Consider the following 21,556-nt stretch of genomic DNA (forward strand, 5'->3'; position numbering starts at 1 on the left):
ACTCACTTCACCGGTGCTTCGAACTGTTCGATCACCCATTCCTCGGTCTGGGCGGCGTGGATCCACTGCTGCATCCACTCATGCTCCCACACCGCCTGCATATAGGCCTGCGCGAAGCCGGGCACGCCGATGCCGTAAGTCAGGAAGCGGCTGACGATCGGCGCGTAGAACACGTCGGCGGCGCTGAAGGTGCCGAACAGGAACGGCCCGCCGCCCCCGAAACGGGCGCGCGCCTCGGCCCAGAGCGTAAGCACGCGCACGATGTCGGCGCGCACGTCATCGCCCAGCGTCACGCCTTCCACCCGCATGCGGACATTCATCGGACAGGCCCGGCGCAGCGCAAAGAAGCTGGAATGCATCTCGGCGACCATCGAGCGCGCCATGGCGCGGGCGTCATCGGCCTTGGGCCAGAAGCGGTCGCGGCCCACCTTGTCGGCCAGGTATTCGACGATGGCCATGCTGTCCCAGACAACGGCATCGCCGTCCCACAGGATCGGCACTTTGCCATGGCTGGGGGCAAGGTCGTTGGAAGCGCGCTGCGTATCCCATTCGTCGCCATAGAGCGGAACGGTGATCTCGTCGAAATGCAGGCCGGACTGCTTGCACGCCAGCCAGCCGCGCAGCGACCAGCTGGAGTAGTTCTTGTTGCCGATGATCAGCTTCACTTACGCGGATTCCCCATAGGTCCAAGTGCGGGGACCTATCGGTTCAGGCGCGACAAGTCGAGGATGAACAGAGAGTCTTTTGTTCGGCCTGACGGCCGAAAGCGGCACCGGCCCACTCCCGTCCCGAAGAGCACGAAAAGGTCCGGGGGACCTTTTCGCTGAGGGGGCCGGCCTCCCACGAGTGTATCCTGATGGGTGGTCGGGTGGGGGAGTGGGCCGGTGCCGCAAGCCTTCGACAGATGTCGAAGGCGCACCCATCAAAAGAGCCGCGTGATCTCGTAGAACAGCGCGCCGACCACGGCGCTCGCCGGGATCGTCACCACCCAGGCGACGATCACCCGGCTCGCCACCGACCAGCGCACGGCGCTGGCGCGGCGGGCGGCGCCGGTGCCGACCACCGAACCGGTGATCGCATGGGTCGTCGAGACCGGAATGCCCATGGCGCTGGCGCCGAACACCACGATCGAACCCGCCGTCGAGGCGCAGAAGCCCGAGTGGTGGTTGAGCTTGGTGAGCTTGGAGCCCATCGTCTTGATGATCTTCCAGCCGCCCGAGAGGGTGCCCACGGAAATCGCCGTATAGCAGGCCAGCACGACCCATTCGGGCACGTGGAAACCGCCCTGGAGGTGGCCGGTGGAATAGAGCAGCACGGCGATGATGCCCATCGTCTTCTGCGCGTCGTTGCCGCCGTGGCTGATCGAATAGGCGGCGGACGAGAACAGGTGCAGCGTCTTGAACACGCTGTTCGACTGGCGCGGCGTGGTGCCCTTGAACAGCCACGAGGTCACCAGCATCATGGCCATCGCGATCACGAAGCCCAGGACCGGCGAGGCGACGATGGCGATCACCGTCTTGAAGGTGCCTTCCGATTCGACCACGCCCGGACCGGCCGCGGCGATGCCGGCGCCCAGCAGGCCGCCGATCAGCGCATGGCTGGACGAGGACGGGATGCCCTTGATCCAGGTCAGCACGTTCCAGAACATCGCGCCGACCAGCGCGCCGAACACCACCGCCGGCGTCACCGCATCCTTGTCGATAATGCCCTTGCCCACCGTCTCGGCGACGTGGAGGCCCATGATCCAGTAGGCGGCGAAATTGCCGAAAGCCGCAAACAGCACGGCAACGACCGGCGAGAGCAGGCGCGTGGCGACGACCGTGGCGATGGCGTTGGCCGCGTCATGCAACCCGTTCAGGAAGTCGAACGCGAGGGCGAGCGCGACAAGGCCGATCAGCAGCGGCAGGGCAAGCGAATGGTCCATGGGGGGAGCGGCCCGTCAGGCGTGATCGATGACGAGACCGTCGATCTCGTTGGCGACGTCCTCGAACCGGTCGACCACGCGTTCGAGACGCTTGAACATCTCCTGGCGGACGATGAAGTGCAGCGCGTCGCCGGTCTTGCCGTTGGGGCCGGTGTCTTCCTTGAACACGCGCTTGAGGCCGCGGGCGTGGATCTCGTCGGCATGGCCTTCCATGCGCACCAGGCGCTCGGTCAGCTCGTGCAGGCGGTGGCCATTGTCGGCGATCTTGCGCAGCAGCGGCATGATCTCGGCGGTGAGGCGCGCGGCGTCGACGATGATCGCCGCCATGTCGCGCATCTCGGGCTCGAACTCGCTGACCTCGTAGAGGTTCACCGCGCCGGCCACCTGCTGCATCTCGTCGATGGCATCGTCCATCGTGGTGATGAGGCTGGTGATCGCCGAACGGTCGAACGGCGTCAGGAACGTGCGGCGCACGGTCTGGAGCACTTCGCGGGTGATGTTGTCCGCGTCGTGTTCGCGTTCCTCGATCTCGCGGATGTGCTGCGCGCGGCCCGGGCCGCCCTGCGCCAGACGCGCCAGCGCGTCGGCACCGGCGACAAGCGTCGCGGCCTGCTGTTCGAACAGATCGAAGAAATTGCCCTGCTGCGGAAGCAGCTTCTGGAACCAGGCAAACATTGTATTGATCCCTGTCTTGTCGGCCATCCGGTCAGCCATCGCGCCGATCAGGCGCGCGGGGCTGGCCGCGGCGCGGAACTCGCGCGCACCGAAGGAGCGGATCAGCGCGCGAAGATCCTCTTCGTCGACCGCCTTAGCGGCGTCGGCGAGCGAGAACCAGCGGCGTTCGCGCTGGTGCTGTTCGTCCCACGAGTCAAGCTCTTCGGTGACGGCGAACGGAAATACGTCGACATCCGCCCAGACCGAGGCACCCGAGGCGCGCTGCTTGCGATAGCGGTACGAGCCCAGCGGAACCGGACAGGCCGCGCCCAGCACGCCCGCCTCTTCTTCCGCTTCGGCAGCGGCGGCGGCGTGGGGCAGCAGCCCCTTCATCAGCCCGCCCTTGGGAATGACCCAGCGGCGCGAATTGCGCGAGGTGATCAGCAGGATCTGGATCGGTGCATCGACCGCGGGGCCGATGGTACGATAGGGAAGAACGGCGATCTGGCGCATGGCGAGTCTCCTTTCTTCTCTGACGCGCGACCGCGTGCCCCTAGGGGAAGCCGCCTCGTCACGCAATCGTCACATTGATGGTTTTCCGGGGCCGGCCGCCGGCAGACCGCCCGACAATCGCACTTCGCAGGCCGATGCTGACAGCCCATTGCGATATTTTCATGACGGCTGCGCCCTGAGGAACCGGCTCAAGAGCTTAAGGAAAAAGAAAAAACGACGGAAAGGACATGCCATTGCGGCAGCCTTACCGTCGTTCGATTTCCAGATCCGGCGAAAGAGGCGATTCGGTGGAAAACGCCCGGCGACCGGCGCCGGACGCCTTCAGATCAGCGAATCGGCAAACACCGCAGCACGCAGTTCGGCGATGCCCATGCCCTTTTCCGACGAGGTGATGTGCACTTCGGGATAGGCCGCCGGGTGCTTGCGCGCCTCGGCGATGGTCTCGGCGTGGACCTTTTCCAGCTCGCTCGCCTTGATCTTGTCCGCCTTGGTGAGGACGATGCGGTACCCGACGGCGGCCTCGTCCAGCATCTTCATCATGTCGGCATCGACATCCTTCACGCCGTGGCGCGAATCGACCAGCAGCAGCGTGCGCTTCAGTTCCACGCGGCCGCGCAGATAGTCGCGCACCAGCCGGCGCCAGGTCTCGACGACCTTGGGCGGCGCCTTGGCGAAGCCGTAGCCGGGCATGTCGACGAGGCGGAACTGCAAGGGCTCGCCGACGTCGAAGAAATTGAGTTCCTGCGTGCGCCCCGGCGTCACCGAGGTGCGCGCGATCGACTTGCGGCCGGTCAGCGCGTTCAGCAGCGAGGACTTGCCGACGTTCGAGCGGCCGCAGAAGGCAATCTCCGGCTCGCCCGATTCGGGCAGGAACTTGAGCGCGGGCGCGCTCTTCAGGAACGTCACCGGTCCCGAAAAGAGCTTTCGCGCCTGCTCGAGCAGTTCTGCCTGTTCTTCTTCCATGTCTATTCTCAGGCCTTCTTCTCGCGCTCGCGGGCACGAGCCTTGTCCTGGGCTTCCTTCTCCGCCTGCGCCTTGAGCTGCGGGTGCATCACGTAGAGCAGCTTCTGCTGACCGATCGCAAGCAGGTTGGAGGTGATCCAGTAGACCAGCAGGCCCGAGGCGAAGGGCGCCATGATGAACATCATGAACCACGGCATCAGGGCAAAGACCTGCTGCTGCGCCGGATCCATCTGCTGCGGGTTCAGCTTGAACTGCAGGTACATGGTGACGCCCAGCAGCAGGGCCAGCACGCCGATGCCGAGGAAGGCGGGAGGCGTGAAGGGCAGCATGCCGAACAGGTTGAGGATGTGCAGCGGGTCGGGCGCGGACAAGTCCTTGATCCACAGCACGAAGGGCTGGTGGCGCATCTCGATCGCCAGGTTCAGCACCTTGTAGAGCGCGAAGAACACCGGGATCTGCAGGAACATCGGGAGGCAGCCGGCGAGCGGGTTCACCTTCTCCTCCTTGTACAGCTTCATGATCTCAAGCTGCTGCTGCTCCTTGTTGTCCTTGTAGCGCTCCTGGATCGCCTTCATCTTCGGCTGGATCGCACGCATCGCGGCCATCGAGGCGAAGCCGCGCTGGGCGACCGGGAACATGATGCCGCGCACGATGGCGGTCAGCAGGATGATGGCGACGCCGAAGTTGCCGACAAGCGCGAAGAGCTTCACCAGCAGCCAGAAGATCGGCTTCTCGAACCAGCGGAACCAGCCCCAGTCGATCGCGAGGCCGAAGTTGGTGACGCCCTGCTTCTCGTAGGCGTCGAGCACGGCGTGCTCCTTGGCGCCGGCGAAGAGCTTGGTCTCGCGGGTCAGCGCCTGGCCGGGCTGGATCACGCTCTGCTCGTAGACGGCATCGGCACGGTAGAGCTGGTTGCCCAGCGAGCGGAACGAGCCGGTGGCCTTGGCGTTCACCGGGATCACCGCCGACATCCAGTAGACGTCGGTGAAGCCGATCCAGTCGACCTTGCCGGCCTGGTCCTGGGTACCGGCGGTCACCAGATCGCTGTACTTGGGGCCGAACTCGACCGAGCCGTCAAAAGCGCCGATGCCGCCGGTGCGCAGCGTCCAGGCATAGGCGGCGGCGGTGCGATCGGTGCGGTTGACCAGCGCGAAGGGCTGGACGGTGACGGGCGCCGTGCCCTTGTTCACCACCTGCTGGTCGGCGGTGATCATGTAGTTGTCGTCGACCTTGAAGGTCAGCGCGTAGACCTGCCCATGGCCGTTGTCCCAGGTCAGGGTGACCGGGGTAGCCGGGGTCAGCTTCGCCCCGGCAGGTGCGCTCCAGACGGTGCCGGCGCTCGGCGCCATGCTGCCCGGGCTGACCCAGCCGAACTGCGCGAACTGCTGCGCCGGGGTGCCCGAGGGCGAGAACATGCGGACCGGGCCGGAGTTCTTCTCGACCGTCTCGCGGTGGCGGTTGAGCACGAGATCGTCGAGCAGCGCGCCAGTGAGGTTGATCGAGCCCGACACGCCGGGCGCCTGGATCGGCACGCGGCCGCCGTGGGTCAGCGCGGTCTTGAGGTCCTGCTGCTCCAGCGCCACTTCGGCGGCGTCACGCAGTCCGCCCTCGCGGGTCGGCTTGGCGGCGCTGGCCGGATCGGCGCTCGGCGCGGCGGTCTGTTCCACCTTGGGCTTGTTGGCGTTCGGGTAGAAATAGGCGACGCCCTGCTCCCAGCCGAAGAGCACGAGCGCGGTCAGGACGACCGCCAGTATGATGTTGCGCTGCTTTTCCACGAAGGCTTTCCTGTCGTAATCCCGTCGGTGGCAGCGGCCGGGACGCGCCCTCCGCTACCTCAAAGTCAAGTCAATCCGGCACCGGGTCGTAGCCGTGCCCACCCCAAGGCTGGCAGCGCAATAGACGCTTGAACGCCAGCCAGCCACCCTTAATCGCACCGTGCTTGCGCACTGCAATGATCGCGTACTGCGAACAGGAGGGCGAATAGCGGCAGGAGGGCGGCAGAACCTGCGAAGGGCCAAGCTGCCAGGCGCGGGCGATGCCGATAAGAAGCAAGCCCGGAAGGCGTGCAAGCAAGGCGAACACGCGCTTCACTTACGCGGTTTCCTCGGGCCTTTACGCCGGGGCGGATCACCCTTGCCGGCCTGGGCCCGCGCCAGCGCCGCCAGCAGTTCCTCGCGCAGCAGCGCGAAATCGCGCTCCACCCCGCCTTCGCGGCCGATCAGCACATGGTCGGTATCGGCAAGGCCATGCCCGGCCAGAAGCTCGCGCAGAAGCGCACGGAAGCGCCGCTTCATGCGATTGCGCACGACGGCATTGCCGATCTTCTTGGTGACGGTGATGCCCGCCCGCTGCCCCTGCCCGCCATTGGGCCTGGCCAGAAGCACGAATCCCGGCCGCGCCACGCGAAGGCCGCCATTGGCCGCAACAAAGTCGGCCCGGCGGGTCATGGTGGTATAGGCGGCGGTCATGTCAGCCGGCAGATAGGGAGGGTAACTGCAAAGTACAAACGGCGGCGGCCCGTGCCGCTACCCGATTCCTCACCACGCAACGGGGCAGGCGAGGGATCGGATAGCGGCACGGGCCGGTGCCGCATCCAGCCGTGAGGCTGGAAAAGTCTCGATCAGGCCGAGAGCTTCGAACGGCCGCGGGCGCGGCGCGCACGAAGAACCTTGCGGCCACCGACGGTCGCCGTGCGGGCGCGGAAGCCGTGACGGCGGGCGCGGACAAGGCGGCTGGGCTGGAAAGTGCGCTTCATGACGGTCCTCGAAAATCCGAACAAAAGAGGCCGTCCAACCGGGACGACCGCAAAACAGAGCGCGCCGATACTGGAGCGCGCAAACAGAGTCAAGGCAAAGCCGGTGCCGCCTCGCCCCAGGGGGCAGTATTACCGGGCCCGCTCACTGTAGCGAGCCGATCCAGGCGGCGGCAAGATCGATCCGGGCCTTTGCACGCGCGGGCACGACCTCGCGGTCGAGCGCCACCCAGCGCCCCATTTCCGCCGCACCGAACCACAGCGCCGATTCGAAGGACACCGAATTGGTCATCGCATAGAAGGCACGGGCCTCCTGCGCGCTCATGCCCATCTGCCGGTAATAGTCGAGATAACGCCGGTTCGCCGGGGCATCGGCGGCATAGTCGCCGGCCTCGCGGCCCGAATCGTCGAGCCAGGAATGGACCGCGAACTCGGCGCCCGAATCGGCATAGCGCCGCGCCCCCGCCAGAAACAGCTCGACCGCGCCGGAGCGCACCGAACCGCCGTTCGGCACCCGGGTGGCGATGCCGCGCGCGCGGATCATCCGCCCCAGCCGCAAGTTCGCCAGGTCGTCCTCGGTGCCCGGACACTCGATCATCTCGAGTTCGGCGATCGCCGGCCAGTCGTTCAGCAGGGCCGCGAACTGGGCGGGGCTGCGCGAATCGGTAACGTCGACCAGCGCGACATGCCGGGCATCGACCACACGGAACGGCCCGTAGGCGGCGATGCCCCGGGGGATCGCCGCCGGCGCCGAAGGCTGCCAGGCAATGGCGCCGCCGCTGCCGACCAGACGCTCGCCGCCGGTGAAGGCAGGCGCCTCGTCCGCCACGAAGGCCGCCGGTTGCTGGACGTAACCGGGCTCCTCGAACAGCACGATCTCATAGGCGATCGCCGCGGTGCGTGCCGGTACATGCGCCTGGGCCGGCGAAGCGGCCAGAGGGAGCACGGCGAGCATGGAAAGCAGGATGGGTCGCATGCGGCCAGAGTGCGACCGGGAAACTTACCCAAACCGTGAGACATTCGGTTAAAAGGCTGTAAGGTTTGGCCTAGGCGTTCTTTTCCATATCGACAGTGCCGGACGCCGATGTCATCCCAGCCCCAAGCCAAGTAATTCTACGTATTACTCCAGGAGCCAAGGGTCCTTCGTGGTCGCACTCGTTTCGACCGTTGCCTACCTCGGTCTCGAGGCACGCCCGGTCGAAGTCCAATGCCAGGTAGCACCGGGAATGCCCGGGTTCACTCTGGTCGGCCTGCCCGACAAGGCGGTTGGCGAAAGCCGCCAGCGGGTCAGCGCCGCGCTTACGGCGATGGGGCTGGCGCTGCCGCCCAAACGCATCACCATCAACCTCTCGCCGGCCGACCTGCCCAAGGAAGGCTCGCATTACGACCTGCCGATCGCGCTGGCGCTGCTGGCGGCGATGGGCGTGATCGATGCCGAGCAACTGGGCGATTTTGTCGCCGTGGGCGAACTCGCGCTCGACGGGCGGGTGATCCCCTCCCCCGGCGTGCTGCTGGCCGCACTCCACGCCAGCGCGCTCGACAAGGGGTTTTATTTATATTTACAGAGGAGAATCTCACCTCTGAGTCTCACACCAACCCATTTTGGGCGCTCCATGAGGTGCGAAATTTATTTCGCACCTCATGGAGCGCAACCGCCGCAGGCGGAAGCGGCATAAGCCTACCTATGCGCTCAAAAGCACAGAGGCATGCGGGGGCTGAAGAGTGGAGCAGGCTAAAGAACGCCTCAGAGCGAAATTAGTAACCGCCCTATCCATCAACCTCGAATCAGTTTAACAGATCTACGCTCCGGTACTAGCAAATTCTGAGGGGCGCTAAATGGGTGTAAATGGATGGGACACGCCGTTACGATCACCATTCGATTGGCTTAAACAAATGCCACACCTAGACCCTATAGATTGGGATTTACCTAAATTTTATGGAAGAAGTGGAGAATTTGACTTCACTCTAGAACTATTGCCTGATGATTCGCCTTTCCTGACGGTAGAGAAGGCCAAGGAGTACATTTCAGGCCAGCTCTTCTCGATGACAGCCAAACCCCATTTCCGCCCAGGCAGCCCTTGGCGAGTGTTTGACGAGCTTGCCGTCGAGGCTAAACGCGCTTGGTACGAAGACGTACCATTATCATATGACTGTGGGAACGCTCTGACTTCCTTAGAACAAACCACAGATCTTGTTCGTGAAGGTGATAGTTTACCGCAGCATCGTGCGGCCGGATGGGCCCTGATTTACCTTCACCACAAAACTCAATTTGAGGGTGACCTCACGCTAGTTTTGGGAGATCCTATCGTATTGCACTCACCCACGAAATATATCGATATGTCCGGTACTGGATTGTGTGAGCCACCATTCAATTTGAGACCAACAATAATTATGGGGCATTGTGATTTTAGCGGAGCTTTAACTGACATGACCGCGTACAGAATCCGTACCGTCGCGGATCCAATGGCGCGCCTCCAATCCATCGCAAATATCACCAATCACCAGCCGAGAGCCGTAATCGAGCAGTTAGATTTCGTCGCCGCCTTACTAAGGAATCTTATTTAGGCGGTCCTGCGTAAAGCTACCGGGCGTGGCTTTGGCCTCTTACAGGAGGACAGATAATGACCTCATGTTGCAAGCAAGCGGCCGGTATCCTGTCTCTCGGACTGGATTGCTCCCGAGGACTGGCTCCATCCTCGCTATCTCACGCGGTGATGCATCTCGGTAGGCCTTAGCGCAGGCATCCGCGCACTTCGATCCCACCGCGGCTAAGATCGGCTAACTCTTGCCGTTCCACGGCGCGCATATGAGTGATCGCCCTTACCGAAACCCGCCATTACCATTTCACTGAGCGGTCGGGCGGCTGTGCGCCCATCCAAGCCGTTCGTTTGAAAACTTAGCGCACCTATGAGCGGACATTCAGTTCACGACCTATGTAAAAGGCAATGCCGCTGTCAGACCTGCCGCTCCCAGACTTCAGCAGTTCAATGCTGAAGCCATCATGCCTGACAGTGCTGCAATAAAACGGCCATCAGAGCACTCTTCACGGGCAAGTGCCAAAAAAGTCAGTCGGGGGCGAAAACCTCCAGAATCCGGCATTCTGCCATCGTCCCGCCACTGCAGCTCGAGATGGCCCCGGACAGCTCCCGGCGAAGCGCCATAAGATCGGCGATCTTGCGGTCAACTTCCGCCAGATGACGCGCGGCAATCTCGTCGACCGATCCGCAATCGCGGTCCTTCTGGCCGGACAGGTCCAGCAAAGCGCGGATTTCATCGAGAGAAAAGCCAAGTTCCCGAGTGCGGCGTATGAAACGCAGGCGGTGCAAGTCATCCGGCAGATAGGAGCGATAGTTCCCTTCCGTCCTGGCAGGCGATGCGATCAGACCCGCGCGCTCGTAATAGCGGATGGTCTCCACCGTCGCTCCTGTCGCTTTGGCGAGCTTGCCGATCGTCAGTGCCTTCATCTCTTGACCCTGTAGTTGCTACAGAGTTTATATAGGGTGCCGCACACAAATCGCGAAGGGCGACGAACATGGCTTGCGGCAGCTGCTGCGCTTCATCGAACACGGGAACGACGAATGATCCTCGCTGGCGGCGAGCGCTCTGGATTGCGCTTGTCGTGAACGGCGCAATGTTCGTAGCGGAGATCATTGCCGGGGTGGCCGGTGGATCGAAAGCATTGCAGGCTGATGCCCTCGACTTCTTGGGTGACAGCGCCAATTACGCCATCAGTCTCGGCGTTGCGGGGATGGCACTCGCATGGCGGGCAAGGGCAGCGCTCTTGAAGGGGCTCACCCTCGTCCTGCTGGGTCTTTATGTGCTCTGTGCTGCACTGTGGAGCGTGTGGCATGGCAGCACACCACACGCGGAACTCATGGGCCTCGTCGGTTTCACCGCGCTCGTTGCCAACGGCGTAGTGGCACTCATGCTCTACCGCTTCCGGACCGGTGACGCCAACATGCGATCGGTCTGGATCTGCTCGCGCAACGACGCCATCGGCAATATCGCAGTGCTGCTCGCCGCTGCCGGCGTTTTCGGCACCGGAACTGCATGGCCCGACCTCATCGTAGCAGGCATCATGGCCATGCTCGGCATTTCCGGCGGCATCCAGATCATCGTGCAGGCCCGAAGTGAGCTCAATGCGACCCGAAGGGGTTACACCGCCGCGGCAGAGTGATAGGGACCGATCGATGCGCAAGCTGTTGCCCTTCCTTGCCTGCCTGATGCTGATTCTCGTCAGCTGGTCCGGCATGGCGCACGCCGCAGAAGCGACGGGCGGCAGTGAGGCCGCGTACGATTTTTCCTACCATGCGCCCGGCGACGGTGACGAAGTTCCCGGCGATGCCGACAATGGCCTGCCTCACCATCACGGTGCCTGCCACAGTCATGATCTCGGCACGCCCTTGATGACCGTGGCGCCGCCCATCGCCCACTCGGCCGGGCAAGTTCGCGGATTTCGGCGAGCTGCTCCGCTGTACCCAACAGCCGACAACGTAACTCCGCGCCCTCCACGAACCTGACGTTTCCGCCGGCCGACTGATGTCGGCCAGGAATGCTCCGTCAGGAAATCACATCATGAAAACTATACTCGCGGCGTTGCTCGCCGCGGCGTCCTGTGCCGCAACGGTGCAGGCGCAGGAAACACCGAACGCGCCTTCCGGTGCAGTAGTTCTAACACTCGACGATGCCGTCGCTGCCGCAGGCGGCTCCGCACCCGCCATGGATGCAGGCCGTGCAGGCATAGACGCTGCCAAGGCAGGTCGAACGGTCGCAGGACTTCGCCCCAACCCGGTCGCACAAGGGCAAATTGAAAACATCATCGGCACCGGGCCGTATTCCGGCGTCCGCAGCAACGAAACCACCGTCGGCTTCGTGCAGACCCTGGAACTGGGCGGCAAGCGCAGTGCGCGCGTTGCCGTAGCTAGCGCAGAACTGTCCCGCGCGGAACTGCAGGCCGCCATCATCGCTGCCGACGTCCGCCTTCAGGTGACACAGCTTTACGTCGAGGCCATCTCGGCCGAACGGCGGTTGATCACGGCCAGGGACCAGGCCCGTATCGCCGGCGATGCCCTGCGCGCCGCGGGTGTCCGGGTGCAGGCGGGGCGCGCTTCTCCTCTGGAGCAGCAGCGTGCCGACGTGGCGCGGGTCAATGCTGAAGCCAATGCAGAACGGCAGGACCGCCTTGCCCGAGCTGCCCGCACCAACCTCGAACGGCGCATTGGCCGCGCCTTCGACGGCCCTCTGGACATCGCCCTGCTCGATCGGCTGCCTGCCGCTTCTACGAACTACGGTCCGTCAGAACCGGTCACCCCGCAAGGAACGCTAGCACTGGCTGCAGCCGACGCAGACCTTGCCATCGCCGATGCAGGTGTACGCCTGGCAAAAGCAAACCGAGTGCCGAACATCGATGTCGGCCCATCGGTGAGGCGCCTGGAAGCCACAAAGGACTTCGCCGCCGTCTTCACGGTTTCGATCCCCCTGCAGGTCTTCAACAACGGCGGTGCCGCCCTGGCCCAGGCAGGGGCGCAGCGCCTGCAAGCCGAAGCCAACCGTCGGGTGACCGCGCTCGATATCGAGCAGGCCATCACCAACGCCCAGGCCGATGCCGACAACGCCGCGATCACCGCGCGTGCCGCGTCCGGGCCTGCCCTGGAGGCGGCGCAGGAAGCCGCACGGATCGCCCGTATCGGATACCGCGAAGGCAAGTTCAGCCAGCTCGATCTGCTCGATGCCGAACGCACGCTCGCCGATACGCGCGTAGCCGCCATCGATGCTCTCGCGTCCTACCAGAATGCCCGTGCGCAGCTGGAGCGCCTGACCGCGCCCGCCGTCGCGCCTCAAGGGGGGAACTGATTACCATGAAACTGAACACGCTCACTTACGCCGCACTGCCGCTCTCGTTTGCCCTTGCGCTCGCCGCTTGCGGAGGTGGTGACAAGGCCGCGGAAGCCCCGGCCGCCGAAAAATCCACCGCTGCGGATGCCAAGCCGGTCGAAGGTAAGGTTGACATGAGCGCCGAGCAGATCAGCTCGGCCGGCATCCAGCTCGGTCGCCCCATGATCGGCGGCTCGGGAACCGTGGAAATTCCTGCGACGATCGACGGCGATCCGCAAGGTACGCAGGTGGTTTCGGCCGCGATCGGGGGCCGCGTCGTTTCGCTGACCCGCAACCTGGGCCAGTCAGTCGGACAAGGCCAGGCCATTGCCGTGATCGAGAGCCGCGAGGCCGCGTCGCTCAACGCCGAGATCGAGGCAGCTCGGGCGCGCCTGTCGCTTGCGAACTCCAACCTTGGCCGTGAACAGCGCCTGTTCGCCCAGAAAGTCTCGCCCGAGCAGGACCTGATCGCCGCACGTACCGCTGCAACGGAGGCTCGCATTGCCCTGCGCCTGGCGCAGCAGCAGGTGTCTGCCGCAGGTGCTGGCGGCGGCGCGCTCAACCGGATTGCGATCACGTCCCCGATTGCGGGCCAGATCATCGCGCGCAGCGTCGTGCTGGGCCAGACGGTTGCGGCAGACGCTGAACTGTTCCGCGTGGCGAACCTCTCCAGCGTGTCGCTCTCGCTTAATCTACAGCCGCAGGATGCGGGACGCGTGCGCCCCGGCAATACCGTGACGATCAAGGCGGCAGGCCGCGAAGCCACCGCGCGCGTGACCTTCGTCTCCCCTGCCCTCGATGCCAATACCCGCCTTGTGCCGGTAATCGCGACGATCGACAACCGCGCGGGCCAGTGGCGGGTTGGTGAGCCCGTCACGGCATCGATCGCGCTGTCGGACAGCGGCGGCGGCAATGCCATCAAGGTGCCCACCACCGCCGTCCAGACAGATGAAGGCAAGACGGTAATCTTTGTGCGCACGAAAACCGGATTCCAGGCGGTCCCGGTGACCTTGGGCGACAGCGCCGGGGACATGGTCATCGTGAAATCGGGCCTGAAGGGCTCCGAGGTGATCGCCACCGTCAACAGCTTCACGCTCAAGGCCGAACTCGGCAAGAGCGAAGCGGTGGAGGACTGAGCCATGATCGCCCGCGTAGTCACATGGGCGGTCGAGAAGCGCTGGCTCGTCCTGCTTCTCACTGCCATCGCCGCCGTCATCGGTGCGGCATCGCTGTCCCGCCTGCCGATCGACGCAGTGCCGGACATCACCAACAACCAGGTCCAGATCAACGTCCGCGCGCCTGCCCTTTCGCCCGAGCTGGTTGAGAAACAGGTCTCGTTCCCGATCGAGACGGCGCTGGCCGGTATCCCCGGTCTCGACTTCACCCGCTCGCTCAGCCGCAATGGCTTCGCACAGGTAACGGCTGTCTTCTCAGACTCCACCGACATCTACTTCGCTCGCCAGCAGGTCGGCGAACGTCTTCAGGGCGTTGCGGAGAACCTGCCCGATGGCGTGAACCCGGAGATGGGGCCAATCGCTACCGGGCTTGGCGAAGTCTATATGTGGACCGTCAAGCTCCAGCACCGCGCCGACGACAAGCATCGCCCCGGAGAGCCGGGCCAGCAACCTGACGGCAGCTACATCACGCCAGAAGGCGAGCGGCTGACCACCGAAGCCGAGAAGGCGACCTACCTGCGCACCGCGCAGGACTGGATCGTCACCCCGCTCCTGAAGAGCACGAAGGGGCTGGCGGGCGTCGATTCCATCGGCGGCTATGCCAAGCAGTTCCTCGTCGTTCCCGACGTTCAGCGCCTGGCCTCGCTCAGCCTTTCGCTGACCGATCTCGGCAATGCACTGGAGCGCAACAACACCAGCGTCGGGGGCGGTTTCGTCGATCGCAATGGCGAGGGCCTTGCCGTCCGCTCCGACGCGCTGATCCGTAATGCCGCGGAACTTGGCCGCACGGTCGTCGCCACCCGCGAGGGTGTGCCGATCACGCTCGATCAGGTCGCCTCGGTGCGTTCGGGCCAGGCCATCCGCATGGGATCGGCATCCGAGAACGGCACTGAAGTCGTCGTCGGCACCGCGATCATGCGCATCGGCGAGAACAGCCGCACGGTCGCGACCGCAGTCGCCGACAAGCTGCAGTCGATCAATGCCTCGCTGCCGCCTGACGTCGTCGTTCAGCCGGTGCTCAACCGCACCGCACTGGTGAACTCGACCATCAAGACCGTCGCCAAGAACCTCGGTGAAGGTGCGGTCCTCGTCATCGTCGTGCTGTTCCTGCTGCTCGGAAACTTCCGCGCTGCCCTCATCGCCGCGCTCGTCATTCCGGTGACGATGATGCTGACCGGTTTCGGGATGCTCAAGGCTGGCGTGTCGGCTAACCTCATGAGCCTTGGTGCGCTCGACTTCGGCCTCATCGTCGATGGCGCGGTCATCATCGTCGAGAACGCTCTTCGCCGCATCGCCGAGGACCAGCACCATCATGGTCGCCTGCTCAGCGTGAAGGAGCGTCTCGCCACCGTCGCTTCGGCTGCACGCGAGATGATCCGTCCTTCGGTCTACGGTCAGGCGATCATCATCCTCGTCTACGTGCCGCTGCTCACCCTCACGGGCGTGGAGGGCAAGACCTTCGTCCCGATGGCGCTCACCGTCATCATGGCACTGGCTTTCGCGTTCGTCATGTCGCTCACCTTCGTTCCCGCGATGATCGCCATCTGGCTGTCCAACCGGGTCGAGGAAGAAGACGGCCGGATCGTGACCTGGTTGAAGAAGCGCTACGAACCCGGTCTTGACCGGGCAATGAAGCGCCCCACCCTGACCATCGGTGCAGCTCTGGGCAGCCTCGTGCTTGCGGCCGCTGCCTTCACTTCGCTCGGACAGGTCTTCCTGCCCCAGTTGGATGAAGGCGACATGCTGATCCAGGCCCTGCGTATCCCGGCGACGTCGGTTCAGCAGAGCCAGGCCATGCAGGTGCCGATCGAGCGGATGATGTCGAAGCAGCCGGAGGTGAAATTCGTGTTCTCCAAGACCGGTACGGCGGAACTCGCGTCCGACCCTATGCCACCGAACGCCACCGACATGTTCGTGATCCTCAAGCCTCGTGAGGAATGGCCGAACCCGAAGCTAGACAAGGCCGAGCTCGTCTCGCGCATCGAAGGTCAACTCGCGAAGTTCCCCGGCAATGCCTACGAGATCACGCAGCCGATCCAGATGCGCTTCAACGAACTGATCGCAGGCGTTCGCGGCGACATCGCCGTCAAGGTCTTCGGTGACGACTTCAACACGATGAACCGTACTGCCGAGCAGATCGCCAGCATCCTGCGCAAGACTGAAGGCGCCGCTGATGTGAAGGTCGAGCAGACCACCGGTCTGCCGATGCTCGACATCAAGGTGAACCGCGATGCCATGGCCCGCCTTGGCGTCACCGCGCAGGACGTGCAGGATACCGTCACCGCCACGCTCGGCGGCCGTACCTCCGGCATGATCTTCGAAGGCGACCGCCGTTTCCCGGTGGTGATCCGTCTTTCCGATACGCAGCGTGCCGACATCAACCTGCTCCAGCAGTTACAGGTACCGGTGCCCAGCGGCTCCTATGTGCCGCTCGCCAGCGTTGCCGAAATCAAGGTCGTGGATGGTCCAAACCAGATCAGCCGCGAGAACGGTAAGCGCCGCGTCGTCGTGCAGGCGAACGTGCGTGGACGTGACGTCGGCAGCGTGGTCGCGGATGCTCAGGCTGCGATCGGTCAGAAGGTGCGCCTTCCCGCCGGGAGCTATCTGGAATGGGGCGGCCAGTTCGAAAACCTGCAGTCGGCCAGCGAGCGCCTGAAGCTGGTTATCCCGGCATGTTTCGTGCTTATCCTGCTGCTGCTTTACGGTGCACTGGGAAGCGTTCGCGATGCGGCGATCGTGTTTACCGGGGTGCCCTTCGCACTGGTCGGGGGCGTCCTCCTGCTCTTCGTGCGCGGCATGGACTTCTCGATCTCGGCGGCGGTCGGCTTCATCGCCCTGTCCGGCATCGCTGTCCTCAATGGCCTCGTCATGGTCAGTTCGATCCAGGACCTGATCCGGTCAGGCATGGAGCGGGCAGAGGCGGCACGAACCGGCGCCATGCAGCGCCTGCGCCCGGTGGCCATGACGGCGCTGGTCGCAAGCCTCGGCTTCGTACCCATGGCGCTGGGCGCAGGTGCGGGGGCCGAAGTGCAGAAGCCGCTGGCGACCGTCGTCATCGGCGGCCTGATCTCGGCAACGTTGCTGACCCTGTTCGTCCTGCCGACCCTCTATGCCCGCTTCGGTCAGAAGGTCATCGGACCCAACGAGCACTACAACGAGGAGCATGAGGGCGACGACTTCCGCCACCCGCATTCCGTTCAGAACGAGGAGGTGACCCATGGCGCATGATCACAGCCAAGCCGGACACGCGCACGACCATACGGCCGGCGCGAATGCAAAGATGTTGGGGTGGGCGCTTGCGCTCACCTCGATCTACCTCATCGCCGAGGTCATAGGCGGCATCGTCTTCAACAGCCTGGCGCTGTTGTCCGACGCAGCGCACATGATGACCGACGTTGCCGCCCTGGCCATCGCTCTCATGGCGATCAGGTTGGGTCGCAAGGCACCTGACGAGAAACGGACCTTCGGATACCGGCGGTTCGAAATCCTTGCCGCCGCGTTCAACGCCGTCCTGCTGTTCGCGGTCGCGATCTACGTCTTCGTCGAGGCAATTAAGCGGTTCAGCGAGCCTCAAGAGATCCAGTCCTGGGGTATGCTGATCGTGGCGACGATCGGTCTAGGCGTGAATCTCGTTTCGATGCGGCTGCTGACGGCGGGCAAGGATGCCAGCTTCAATGTGAAGGGCGCTTATCTGGAAGTCTGGGCCGATATGATCGGTTCGGTCGGCGTCATCCTCGGGGCGCTGGCAATCCGCTTCACTGGCTGGAGATGGGTCGATCCGGTGGTTGCGGTGGCGATCGGCCTCTGGGTGCTGCCCCGCACCTGGATTCTGTTGCGCGATACGACCAACGTCTTGCTCGAAGGCGTCCCTGCGGGCCTGTCGCTCAAGGAAGTGCGAGCGGCGATCAGTGACGTCGAAGGAGTTCAGAGCCTCCACGACCTGCATATCTGGTCGGTCTCCAATGACGAGATCAGTTGCACCGTGCATGTGGTCCTGACGAACGACGCTGCTGCAGAACCGGTACAACAGGCCGTGCTGGAAGTGATCAAGGACCACTTCGACATCAGTCATGTGACCATTCAAACCGAGAAGAAGGATCAATCCTGCGAGGTTGATCATTCTCATAAGTGAACGCCCGTTGCAGGGTGGCTGCGCCCGTCGGTCAACCTGCAACGCCAAAAGCCGAGCAATCATCGGCTTTATGACGCAGATTCACGACAATGACACCTTCGGTGGAACAAACTGGGTCTGATCGCGAACTGTCCCGATGCAAGTGTCAGCTATCCGACCGTTCCAGCTCCGAACCGGAAATTCTCCTATCGGCCAGCGGCAGGTGCCTGTTCATCGTTTTCTCATTGGCCACTACCGGCCAAAGGAGAAAACCAATGGGAATGTCTGAATATGACCCTGGCGCATACGACCGGCGGGCATGGAACGCCGGGCGCAAGGTTGGAGCCAAGCGACCGCTGAAACCGCGACAGGTCTGGGCGATCCGCTTTTTCCTAGACCAGCATCGACGCGTTCGGGATCGTGCGCTGTTCGACTTGGCGATCGACAGCAAGCTGCGCGGCTGTGACGTGGTAAAAATCAAGATCGGCGAACTTGTGGTCGGCGGGCAGATCCGGACAAGGGCGATCGTGATCCAGCAGAAGACAGGTCGGCCCGTCCAGTTCGAGTTGACGGCTGACGCCAGGGGCAGCCTTTTGGCATGGCTGGACCGTCGAGGAGGTGCTCTCGACGATTTCGCATTTCCGAGCCGGATCGATCACTCCGCACACCTGAGCACCCGCCAATATGCTCGCTTGGTCGATGAGTGGGTTACTGGCATCGGCCTCCGCCGAGAAGAATATGGCACTCATTCGCTCCGGCGGACAAAGGCGTCGATCATCTACAAGGCGACAGGCAATCTGCGGGCGGTGCAAATTCTTCTTGGGCATACGAAGATCGAAAACACGGTCCGCTACCTCGGCGTCGATGTTGAAGATGCCCTCACCCTTGCAGAAGGCACCGAAATCTGACCGACTGGCTCCTCGCCATGGCGGGGAGCCAGTTCGACAGCGATGCGCCCATTCCCGCCGCTTAACGTTCCGTGAGTAGCATCCGAGAGCAGACGTTAGGCAGGGGCGGCAATCAACCAATGTTCGAGTTGTTTGTAGATGACCACCTTCGTCTCCAGCACGGCTGCATGTCGCTGGCAGAACTGTTCGAGATTGGCGCGATGGCCGATCAGTTCGACGCACATGGTCAGATAGGGATTGCTCGTTTCCGCGCCCTGATCGAGCACCGGGCCGTGATCGCTGAAACCGTAATGCGTATGATGGGCTACGGCGTTCATCAGACCGGCAGCCTTGGCCTGGACGACAAGCTCACGATAGAGCGGCCGCGCTGACCACAGCTTCCATGCCTTGCGCGGCTCTGCCGTATCACGCGGCGCCATGTAGATTCGCAGCATGCCGATCTCGCTGGAAGTGAGGGTAGCTGTGTCAGTCATTGTTGCGGAGATCCTGTTTCGTGATCTGAGGGCGTGCGGAGCGAATGCCGCGCAGCGTGATGCCGGGGCTCATCGAAATGCGGGGGTGCTTTGGGACAGCAATACGCTGCGACAGGTAGATGCCGCTGTGGCCTGAGCACAGGTAGGCGACGAAACAGGCAACGGCGATGTAGACGGCATGGGTCGGACCGAACAATTCAATGCCCATGATGGTGCAGGCCAAAGGCGTGTTCGCTGCCCCGGCAAAGACGGCAACGAACCCAAGCCCCGCGAAAAGATCGACAGGTGCGCCGAAAAGGGTGCCGAGGGCGTGGCCTAGCGCCGCGCCGATGAAGAACAGCGGAGTTACCTCGCCCCCCTTGAAGCCGGTACCCAGCGTCGCGACCGTGAACAGCAGCTTGAACGCCCAACTCCAGTAATCCGTGCCGGGCGAGAAGAACCCGGCGATAGTGGGTGTGGAGGCATCGGGCGCCCAGACCCCGAGGCCAAGATAGTCGCGCGTGCCGAGCAGATAGACCAGAGCGATGACCGCAAGGCCGCCCAGCAAGGGGCGTAGCGGTCCGAACCGGACGTGGCGCTTCACGAAGTCGCCGACGCCGTGCGACAGTTCGGAGAACAGCAGGCCGACCAGTCCAAATGCCACGCCGGCAATGGCCGCCTCAAGCAGGAGCACCGGGTCAACGGCGATCGGTCCGACCGCGCCCTTGAGATAGTCGATGTGGTACAATCCGTGGTGGATTCCCCACTGGTGACAGGTCCAGTCGCCGACAACAGCAGCTATCAGTGCTGGCACCAGCGCGCGATATTCCACACGGCCGACCGCCAGGACTTCCAGCGCGAAAACGGCGCCTGCCAGTGGCGTGCCGAAAACGGCCCCGAAACCTGCGGCAATACCGGCCATCAGGATGATGCGGGTACTCTCAGCATCGAGCCGAAACATAGTGGCGAAGGCGCTGGCAAGGCTGCCGCCCAATTGCACAGCCGTGCCTTCGCGCCCTGCCGAGCCGCCGAACAGGTGCGTGATAACGGTGCCGAGGAAAATCAGCGGCGCCATGCGCAAGGGCACGCCGCCACCCGGTTCATGGACCTGCTCGACGATCAGGTTGTTGCCGCCTTCAACGCTGCGGCCGAACAAATGATAGAGCAGCCCGACCGCGAAGCCGCCGATCGGCAGGAGAAACAACAGCCACGGATGCGCAAAGCGTGTCCGTGTCGCGGCGTCGAGGCTCCACAGGAAGGCGGCGCAGAGACTGCCGACTGCCGCTGCCATCGGGATAAGAAGCGCTAGCCAGCGCAAGACGGACAGGGCATGATCATGCCGATCCCGAACAAAGGCCAGGACGTTCAGGTTCGACAGCAATGTTGCGAATTTAGCGCGCACGATTCCTCCTTGTTGCGAAAACGCATCAGGTAGGAATCATCAGCCACCAAATGTCTGGTCTGGGGGCGGTTCGGCCGAAGCCCGGCGGAAATCCATCGCCTTGAGACCGGCCTGGCTTAACAGCGGCGACCTGTCAACCACCGCCCCGGGCGGCGGGACGAGAAAGAGGCGTTATTGCACCTGTTTTCGCGTGTCGATGCCAGTGCTTCCATCGGTCTGGGGGACCGGGGGACGCGTACCAAGGTCGCGATATGAGCTGAGGTCTGGCGCGCCTGCCGGCACCGGATTAGCTTGCAAGCGGGCAATCATCCGCTTCATCTGGGCGATCTCGCGAACCTGAGCGTCGATGATGCCGTCTGCCAGCCTGCGGACCTCCGGGTCACGTATATGCGCCCGCTCGCTTGTCATGATCGCGATCGAGTGGTGCGGGATCATTGCTTTCATGTACGAAACGTCATCGACCGTTTCCTGGCTTCGCACCAGCCACAGCGACCCGGCAAAGACGATGACAGCGCCAGCAAGGATTACCAGGTTGGTGTGGCGGTTTCGATACATGCTCCACATGAAACCAAGCATGATTATTGCCATGACCGCGCCCATAAGCAGCGCCATCCACATCCGGGTCTGGCTGAACTCGACATGGCCGAGCGCATAAGTGTTGAGGTACATAAGCCCGAACATCACGATCGTCGATGTCGCGATCATCGCGACGAACCTGCCGTATCCCATACCCTGGTGCATATCCGGGGACTCTTGCTTGCCTGGTTTCTCCATAAAGCCGTCCTCTCAATTCAATCTTCGTTCTTCAAAGCAACGATGGCGACGAGG

Annotated in this window: 21 protein-coding genes, 1 pseudogene and 1 riboswitch; of the genes and pseudogenes, 9 read left to right on the top strand and 13 right to left on the bottom strand. The window is 63.5% G+C overall.

The genetic code is table 11. From position 1 onward, the window contains the following. Positions 1-2 precede the first annotated feature (2 nt). From CA833_RS04755 to CA833_RS04795, 9 genes are all read right to left on the bottom strand, one after another. Complete coding sequence (locus tag CA833_RS04755) at positions 3-665, bottom strand: glutathione S-transferase family protein (RefSeq protein WP_142637280.1); 663 nt, start codon at positions 663-665, stop codon at positions 3-5. A gap of 257 nt (positions 666-922) precedes the next feature. Next, positions 923-1,924, bottom strand: a complete 1,002-nt coding sequence (locus CA833_RS04760) for an inorganic phosphate transporter (RefSeq protein ID WP_207079386.1) — start codon at positions 1,922-1,924, stop codon at positions 923-925. 15 nt (positions 1,925-1,939) lie between these two features. Next, complete coding sequence (locus CA833_RS04765; RefSeq protein ID WP_142637276.1) at positions 1,940-3,091, bottom strand: DUF47 family protein; 1,152 nt, start codon at positions 3,089-3,091, stop codon at positions 1,940-1,942. Between the two features lie 321 nt (positions 3,092-3,412). After that, positions 3,413-4,054 carry a ribosome biogenesis GTP-binding protein YihA/YsxC gene (gene yihA / locus CA833_RS04770; protein WP_142637275.1) on the bottom strand — a complete coding sequence of 214 codons (642 nt, stop codon included), beginning with the start codon at positions 4,052-4,054 and terminating at the stop codon, positions 3,413-3,415. A gap of 8 nt (positions 4,055-4,062) precedes the next feature. Continuing rightward, positions 4,063-5,829 (bottom strand): membrane protein insertase YidC, encoded by a 1,767-nt coding sequence (yidC, locus tag CA833_RS04775; protein ID WP_142637273.1) that lies wholly within the window; start codon positions 5,827-5,829, stop codon positions 4,063-4,065. Between the two features lie 70 nt (positions 5,830-5,899). After that, positions 5,900-6,145, bottom strand: coding sequence for a membrane protein insertion efficiency factor YidD (gene yidD, locus CA833_RS04780; RefSeq protein WP_370584547.1), 246 nt, complete (start codon positions 6,143-6,145; stop codon positions 5,900-5,902). Next, the gene (gene rnpA / locus CA833_RS04785) at positions 6,142-6,522 is read right to left on the bottom strand and encodes a ribonuclease P protein component (RefSeq protein WP_142637271.1); all 381 of its coding nucleotides are present in this window, start codon (positions 6,520-6,522) and stop codon (positions 6,142-6,144) included. The genes yidD and rnpA overlap by 4 nt, the downstream gene beginning before the upstream one ends. Before the next feature lie 152 nt (positions 6,523-6,674). Continuing rightward, positions 6,675-6,809, bottom strand: a complete 135-nt coding sequence (rpmH, locus tag CA833_RS04790) for a 50S ribosomal protein L34 (protein ID WP_086494189.1) — start codon at positions 6,807-6,809, stop codon at positions 6,675-6,677. Positions 6,810-6,951: 142 nt separating this feature from the next. Continuing rightward, positions 6,952-7,782: an alpha/beta hydrolase gene (locus CA833_RS04795; protein WP_242526270.1), complete on the bottom strand. Its 831-nt coding sequence runs from the start codon at positions 7,780-7,782 to the stop codon at positions 6,952-6,954. Positions 7,783-7,951: 169 nt separating this feature from the next. Between CA833_RS04795 and CA833_RS04800 the strand changes: the two are divergent. Both CA833_RS04800 and CA833_RS04805 read left to right on the top strand, forming a co-directional pair. Continuing rightward, a pseudogene (locus CA833_RS04800) lies at positions 7,952-8,353 on the top strand (magnesium chelatase domain-containing protein); the annotation flags it as partial. Between the two features lie 289 nt (positions 8,354-8,642). Next, positions 8,643-9,371, top strand: a complete 729-nt coding sequence (locus CA833_RS04805; protein ID WP_207079387.1) for a hypothetical protein — start codon at positions 8,643-8,645, stop codon at positions 9,369-9,371. A gap of 500 nt (positions 9,372-9,871) precedes the next feature. On the opposite strand, the gene CA833_RS04810 is transcribed toward CA833_RS04805, so the two are convergent. Next, on the bottom strand, positions 9,872-10,270 hold the full coding sequence (locus tag CA833_RS04810) for a helix-turn-helix domain-containing protein (RefSeq protein WP_207079388.1): 399 nt from the start codon (positions 10,268-10,270) through the stop codon (positions 9,872-9,874). Positions 10,271-10,338: 68 nt separating this feature from the next. Here CA833_RS04810 and CA833_RS04815 point away from each other — a divergent pair, with 68 nt between their 5' ends. From CA833_RS04815 to CA833_RS04845, 7 genes are all read left to right on the top strand, one after another. Next, a complete protein-coding gene (locus tag CA833_RS04815; protein ID WP_207079389.1) occupies positions 10,339-10,983 on the top strand; it encodes a cation transporter in 645 nt (214 codons plus the stop codon). A gap of 13 nt (positions 10,984-10,996) precedes the next feature. Further along, positions 10,997-11,326: a hypothetical protein gene (locus tag CA833_RS04820; RefSeq protein WP_207079390.1), complete on the top strand. Its 330-nt coding sequence runs from the start codon at positions 10,997-10,999 to the stop codon at positions 11,324-11,326. A 55-nt stretch (positions 11,327-11,381) separates the two neighbouring features. Next, entirely contained in the window at positions 11,382-12,659 is a 1,278-nt protein-coding gene (locus CA833_RS04825; protein ID WP_207079391.1) for a TolC family protein, read from the top strand. Between the two features lie 5 nt (positions 12,660-12,664). Beyond that, complete coding sequence (locus CA833_RS04830) at positions 12,665-13,816, top strand: efflux RND transporter periplasmic adaptor subunit (RefSeq protein WP_207079392.1); 1,152 nt, start codon at positions 12,665-12,667, stop codon at positions 13,814-13,816. A gap of 3 nt (positions 13,817-13,819) precedes the next feature. Then, positions 13,820-17,083 carry an efflux RND transporter permease subunit gene (locus CA833_RS04835; RefSeq protein ID WP_207079393.1) on the top strand — a complete coding sequence of 1,088 codons (3,264 nt, stop codon included), beginning with the start codon at positions 13,820-13,822 and terminating at the stop codon, positions 17,081-17,083. After that, a complete protein-coding gene (locus CA833_RS04840) occupies positions 17,073-17,987 on the top strand; it encodes a cation diffusion facilitator family transporter (protein WP_207079394.1) in 915 nt (304 codons plus the stop codon). Before CA833_RS04835 ends, CA833_RS04840 begins: the two co-directional genes overlap by 11 nt. Before the next feature lie 254 nt (positions 17,988-18,241). After that, positions 18,242-18,874, top strand: coding sequence for a tyrosine-type recombinase/integrase (locus tag CA833_RS04845; protein ID WP_207079395.1), 633 nt, complete (start codon positions 18,242-18,244; stop codon positions 18,872-18,874). Positions 18,875-18,969: 95 nt separating this feature from the next. On the opposite strand, the gene CA833_RS04850 is transcribed toward CA833_RS04845, so the two are convergent. The 3 genes from CA833_RS04850 to CA833_RS04860 form a co-directional block, all read right to left on the bottom strand. Continuing rightward, a complete protein-coding gene (locus CA833_RS04850) occupies positions 18,970-19,347 on the bottom strand; it encodes a DUF190 domain-containing protein (protein ID WP_207079396.1) in 378 nt (125 codons plus the stop codon). After that, positions 19,340-20,728: a voltage-gated chloride channel family protein gene (locus tag CA833_RS04855; protein ID WP_207079397.1), complete on the bottom strand. Its 1,389-nt coding sequence runs from the start codon at positions 20,726-20,728 to the stop codon at positions 19,340-19,342. Before CA833_RS04855 ends, CA833_RS04850 begins: the two co-directional genes overlap by 8 nt. 23 nt (positions 20,729-20,751) lie before the next feature. Next, positions 20,752-20,837, bottom strand: a riboswitch (Fluoride riboswitch). Positions 20,838-20,899: 62 nt separating this feature from the next. Beyond that, positions 20,900-21,502: a DUF305 domain-containing protein gene (locus tag CA833_RS04860; RefSeq protein WP_207079398.1), complete on the bottom strand. Its 603-nt coding sequence runs from the start codon at positions 21,500-21,502 to the stop codon at positions 20,900-20,902. Positions 21,503-21,556: the final 54 nt, after the last annotated feature.

This window comes from Novosphingobium sp. KA1, from assembly GCF_017309955.1.
GTDB lineage: Bacteria > Pseudomonadota > Alphaproteobacteria > Sphingomonadales > Sphingomonadaceae > Novosphingobium.

Excerpts from the sequence above, each read along its gene's own strand:
- CA833_RS04760 (WP_207079386.1), bottom strand. The coding sequence starts at position 1,924 with ATGGACCATTCGCTTGCCCTGCCGCTGCTGATCGGCCTTGTCGCGCTC.
- CA833_RS04765 (WP_142637276.1), bottom strand. The coding sequence starts at position 3,091 with ATGCGCCAGATCGCCGTTCTTCCCTATCGTACCATCGGCCCCGCGGTC.
- yihA (WP_142637275.1), bottom strand. The coding sequence starts at position 4,054 with ATGGAAGAAGAACAGGCAGAACTGCTCGAGCAGGCGCGAAAGCTCTTT.
- rnpA (WP_142637271.1), bottom strand. The coding sequence starts at position 6,522 with ATGACCGCCGCCTATACCACCATGACCCGCCGGGCCGACTTTGTTGCG.
- rpmH (WP_086494189.1), bottom strand. The coding sequence starts at position 6,809 with ATGAAGCGCACTTTCCAGCCCAGCCGCCTTGTCCGCGCCCGCCGTCAC.
- CA833_RS04795 (WP_242526270.1), bottom strand. The coding sequence starts at position 7,782 with ATGCGACCCATCCTGCTTTCCATGCTCGCCGTGCTCCCTCTGGCCGCT.
- CA833_RS04805 (WP_207079387.1), top strand. The coding sequence starts at position 8,643 with ATGGGTGTAAATGGATGGGACACGCCGTTACGATCACCATTCGATTGG.
- CA833_RS04810 (WP_207079388.1), bottom strand. The coding sequence starts at position 10,270 with ATGAAGGCACTGACGATCGGCAAGCTCGCCAAAGCGACAGGAGCGACG.
- CA833_RS04815 (WP_207079389.1), top strand. The coding sequence starts at position 10,339 with ATGGCTTGCGGCAGCTGCTGCGCTTCATCGAACACGGGAACGACGAAT.
- CA833_RS04820 (WP_207079390.1), top strand. The coding sequence starts at position 10,997 with ATGCGCAAGCTGTTGCCCTTCCTTGCCTGCCTGATGCTGATTCTCGTC.
- CA833_RS04825 (WP_207079391.1), top strand. The coding sequence starts at position 11,382 with ATGAAAACTATACTCGCGGCGTTGCTCGCCGCGGCGTCCTGTGCCGCA.
- CA833_RS04830 (WP_207079392.1), top strand. The coding sequence starts at position 12,665 with ATGAAACTGAACACGCTCACTTACGCCGCACTGCCGCTCTCGTTTGCC.
- CA833_RS04835 (WP_207079393.1), top strand. The coding sequence starts at position 13,820 with ATGATCGCCCGCGTAGTCACATGGGCGGTCGAGAAGCGCTGGCTCGTC.
- CA833_RS04840 (WP_207079394.1), top strand. The coding sequence starts at position 17,073 with ATGGCGCATGATCACAGCCAAGCCGGACACGCGCACGACCATACGGCC.
- CA833_RS04845 (WP_207079395.1), top strand. The coding sequence starts at position 18,242 with ATGGGAATGTCTGAATATGACCCTGGCGCATACGACCGGCGGGCATGG.
- CA833_RS04850 (WP_207079396.1), bottom strand. The coding sequence starts at position 19,347 with ATGACTGACACAGCTACCCTCACTTCCAGCGAGATCGGCATGCTGCGA.
- CA833_RS04860 (WP_207079398.1), bottom strand. The coding sequence starts at position 21,502 with ATGGAGAAACCAGGCAAGCAAGAGTCCCCGGATATGCACCAGGGTATG.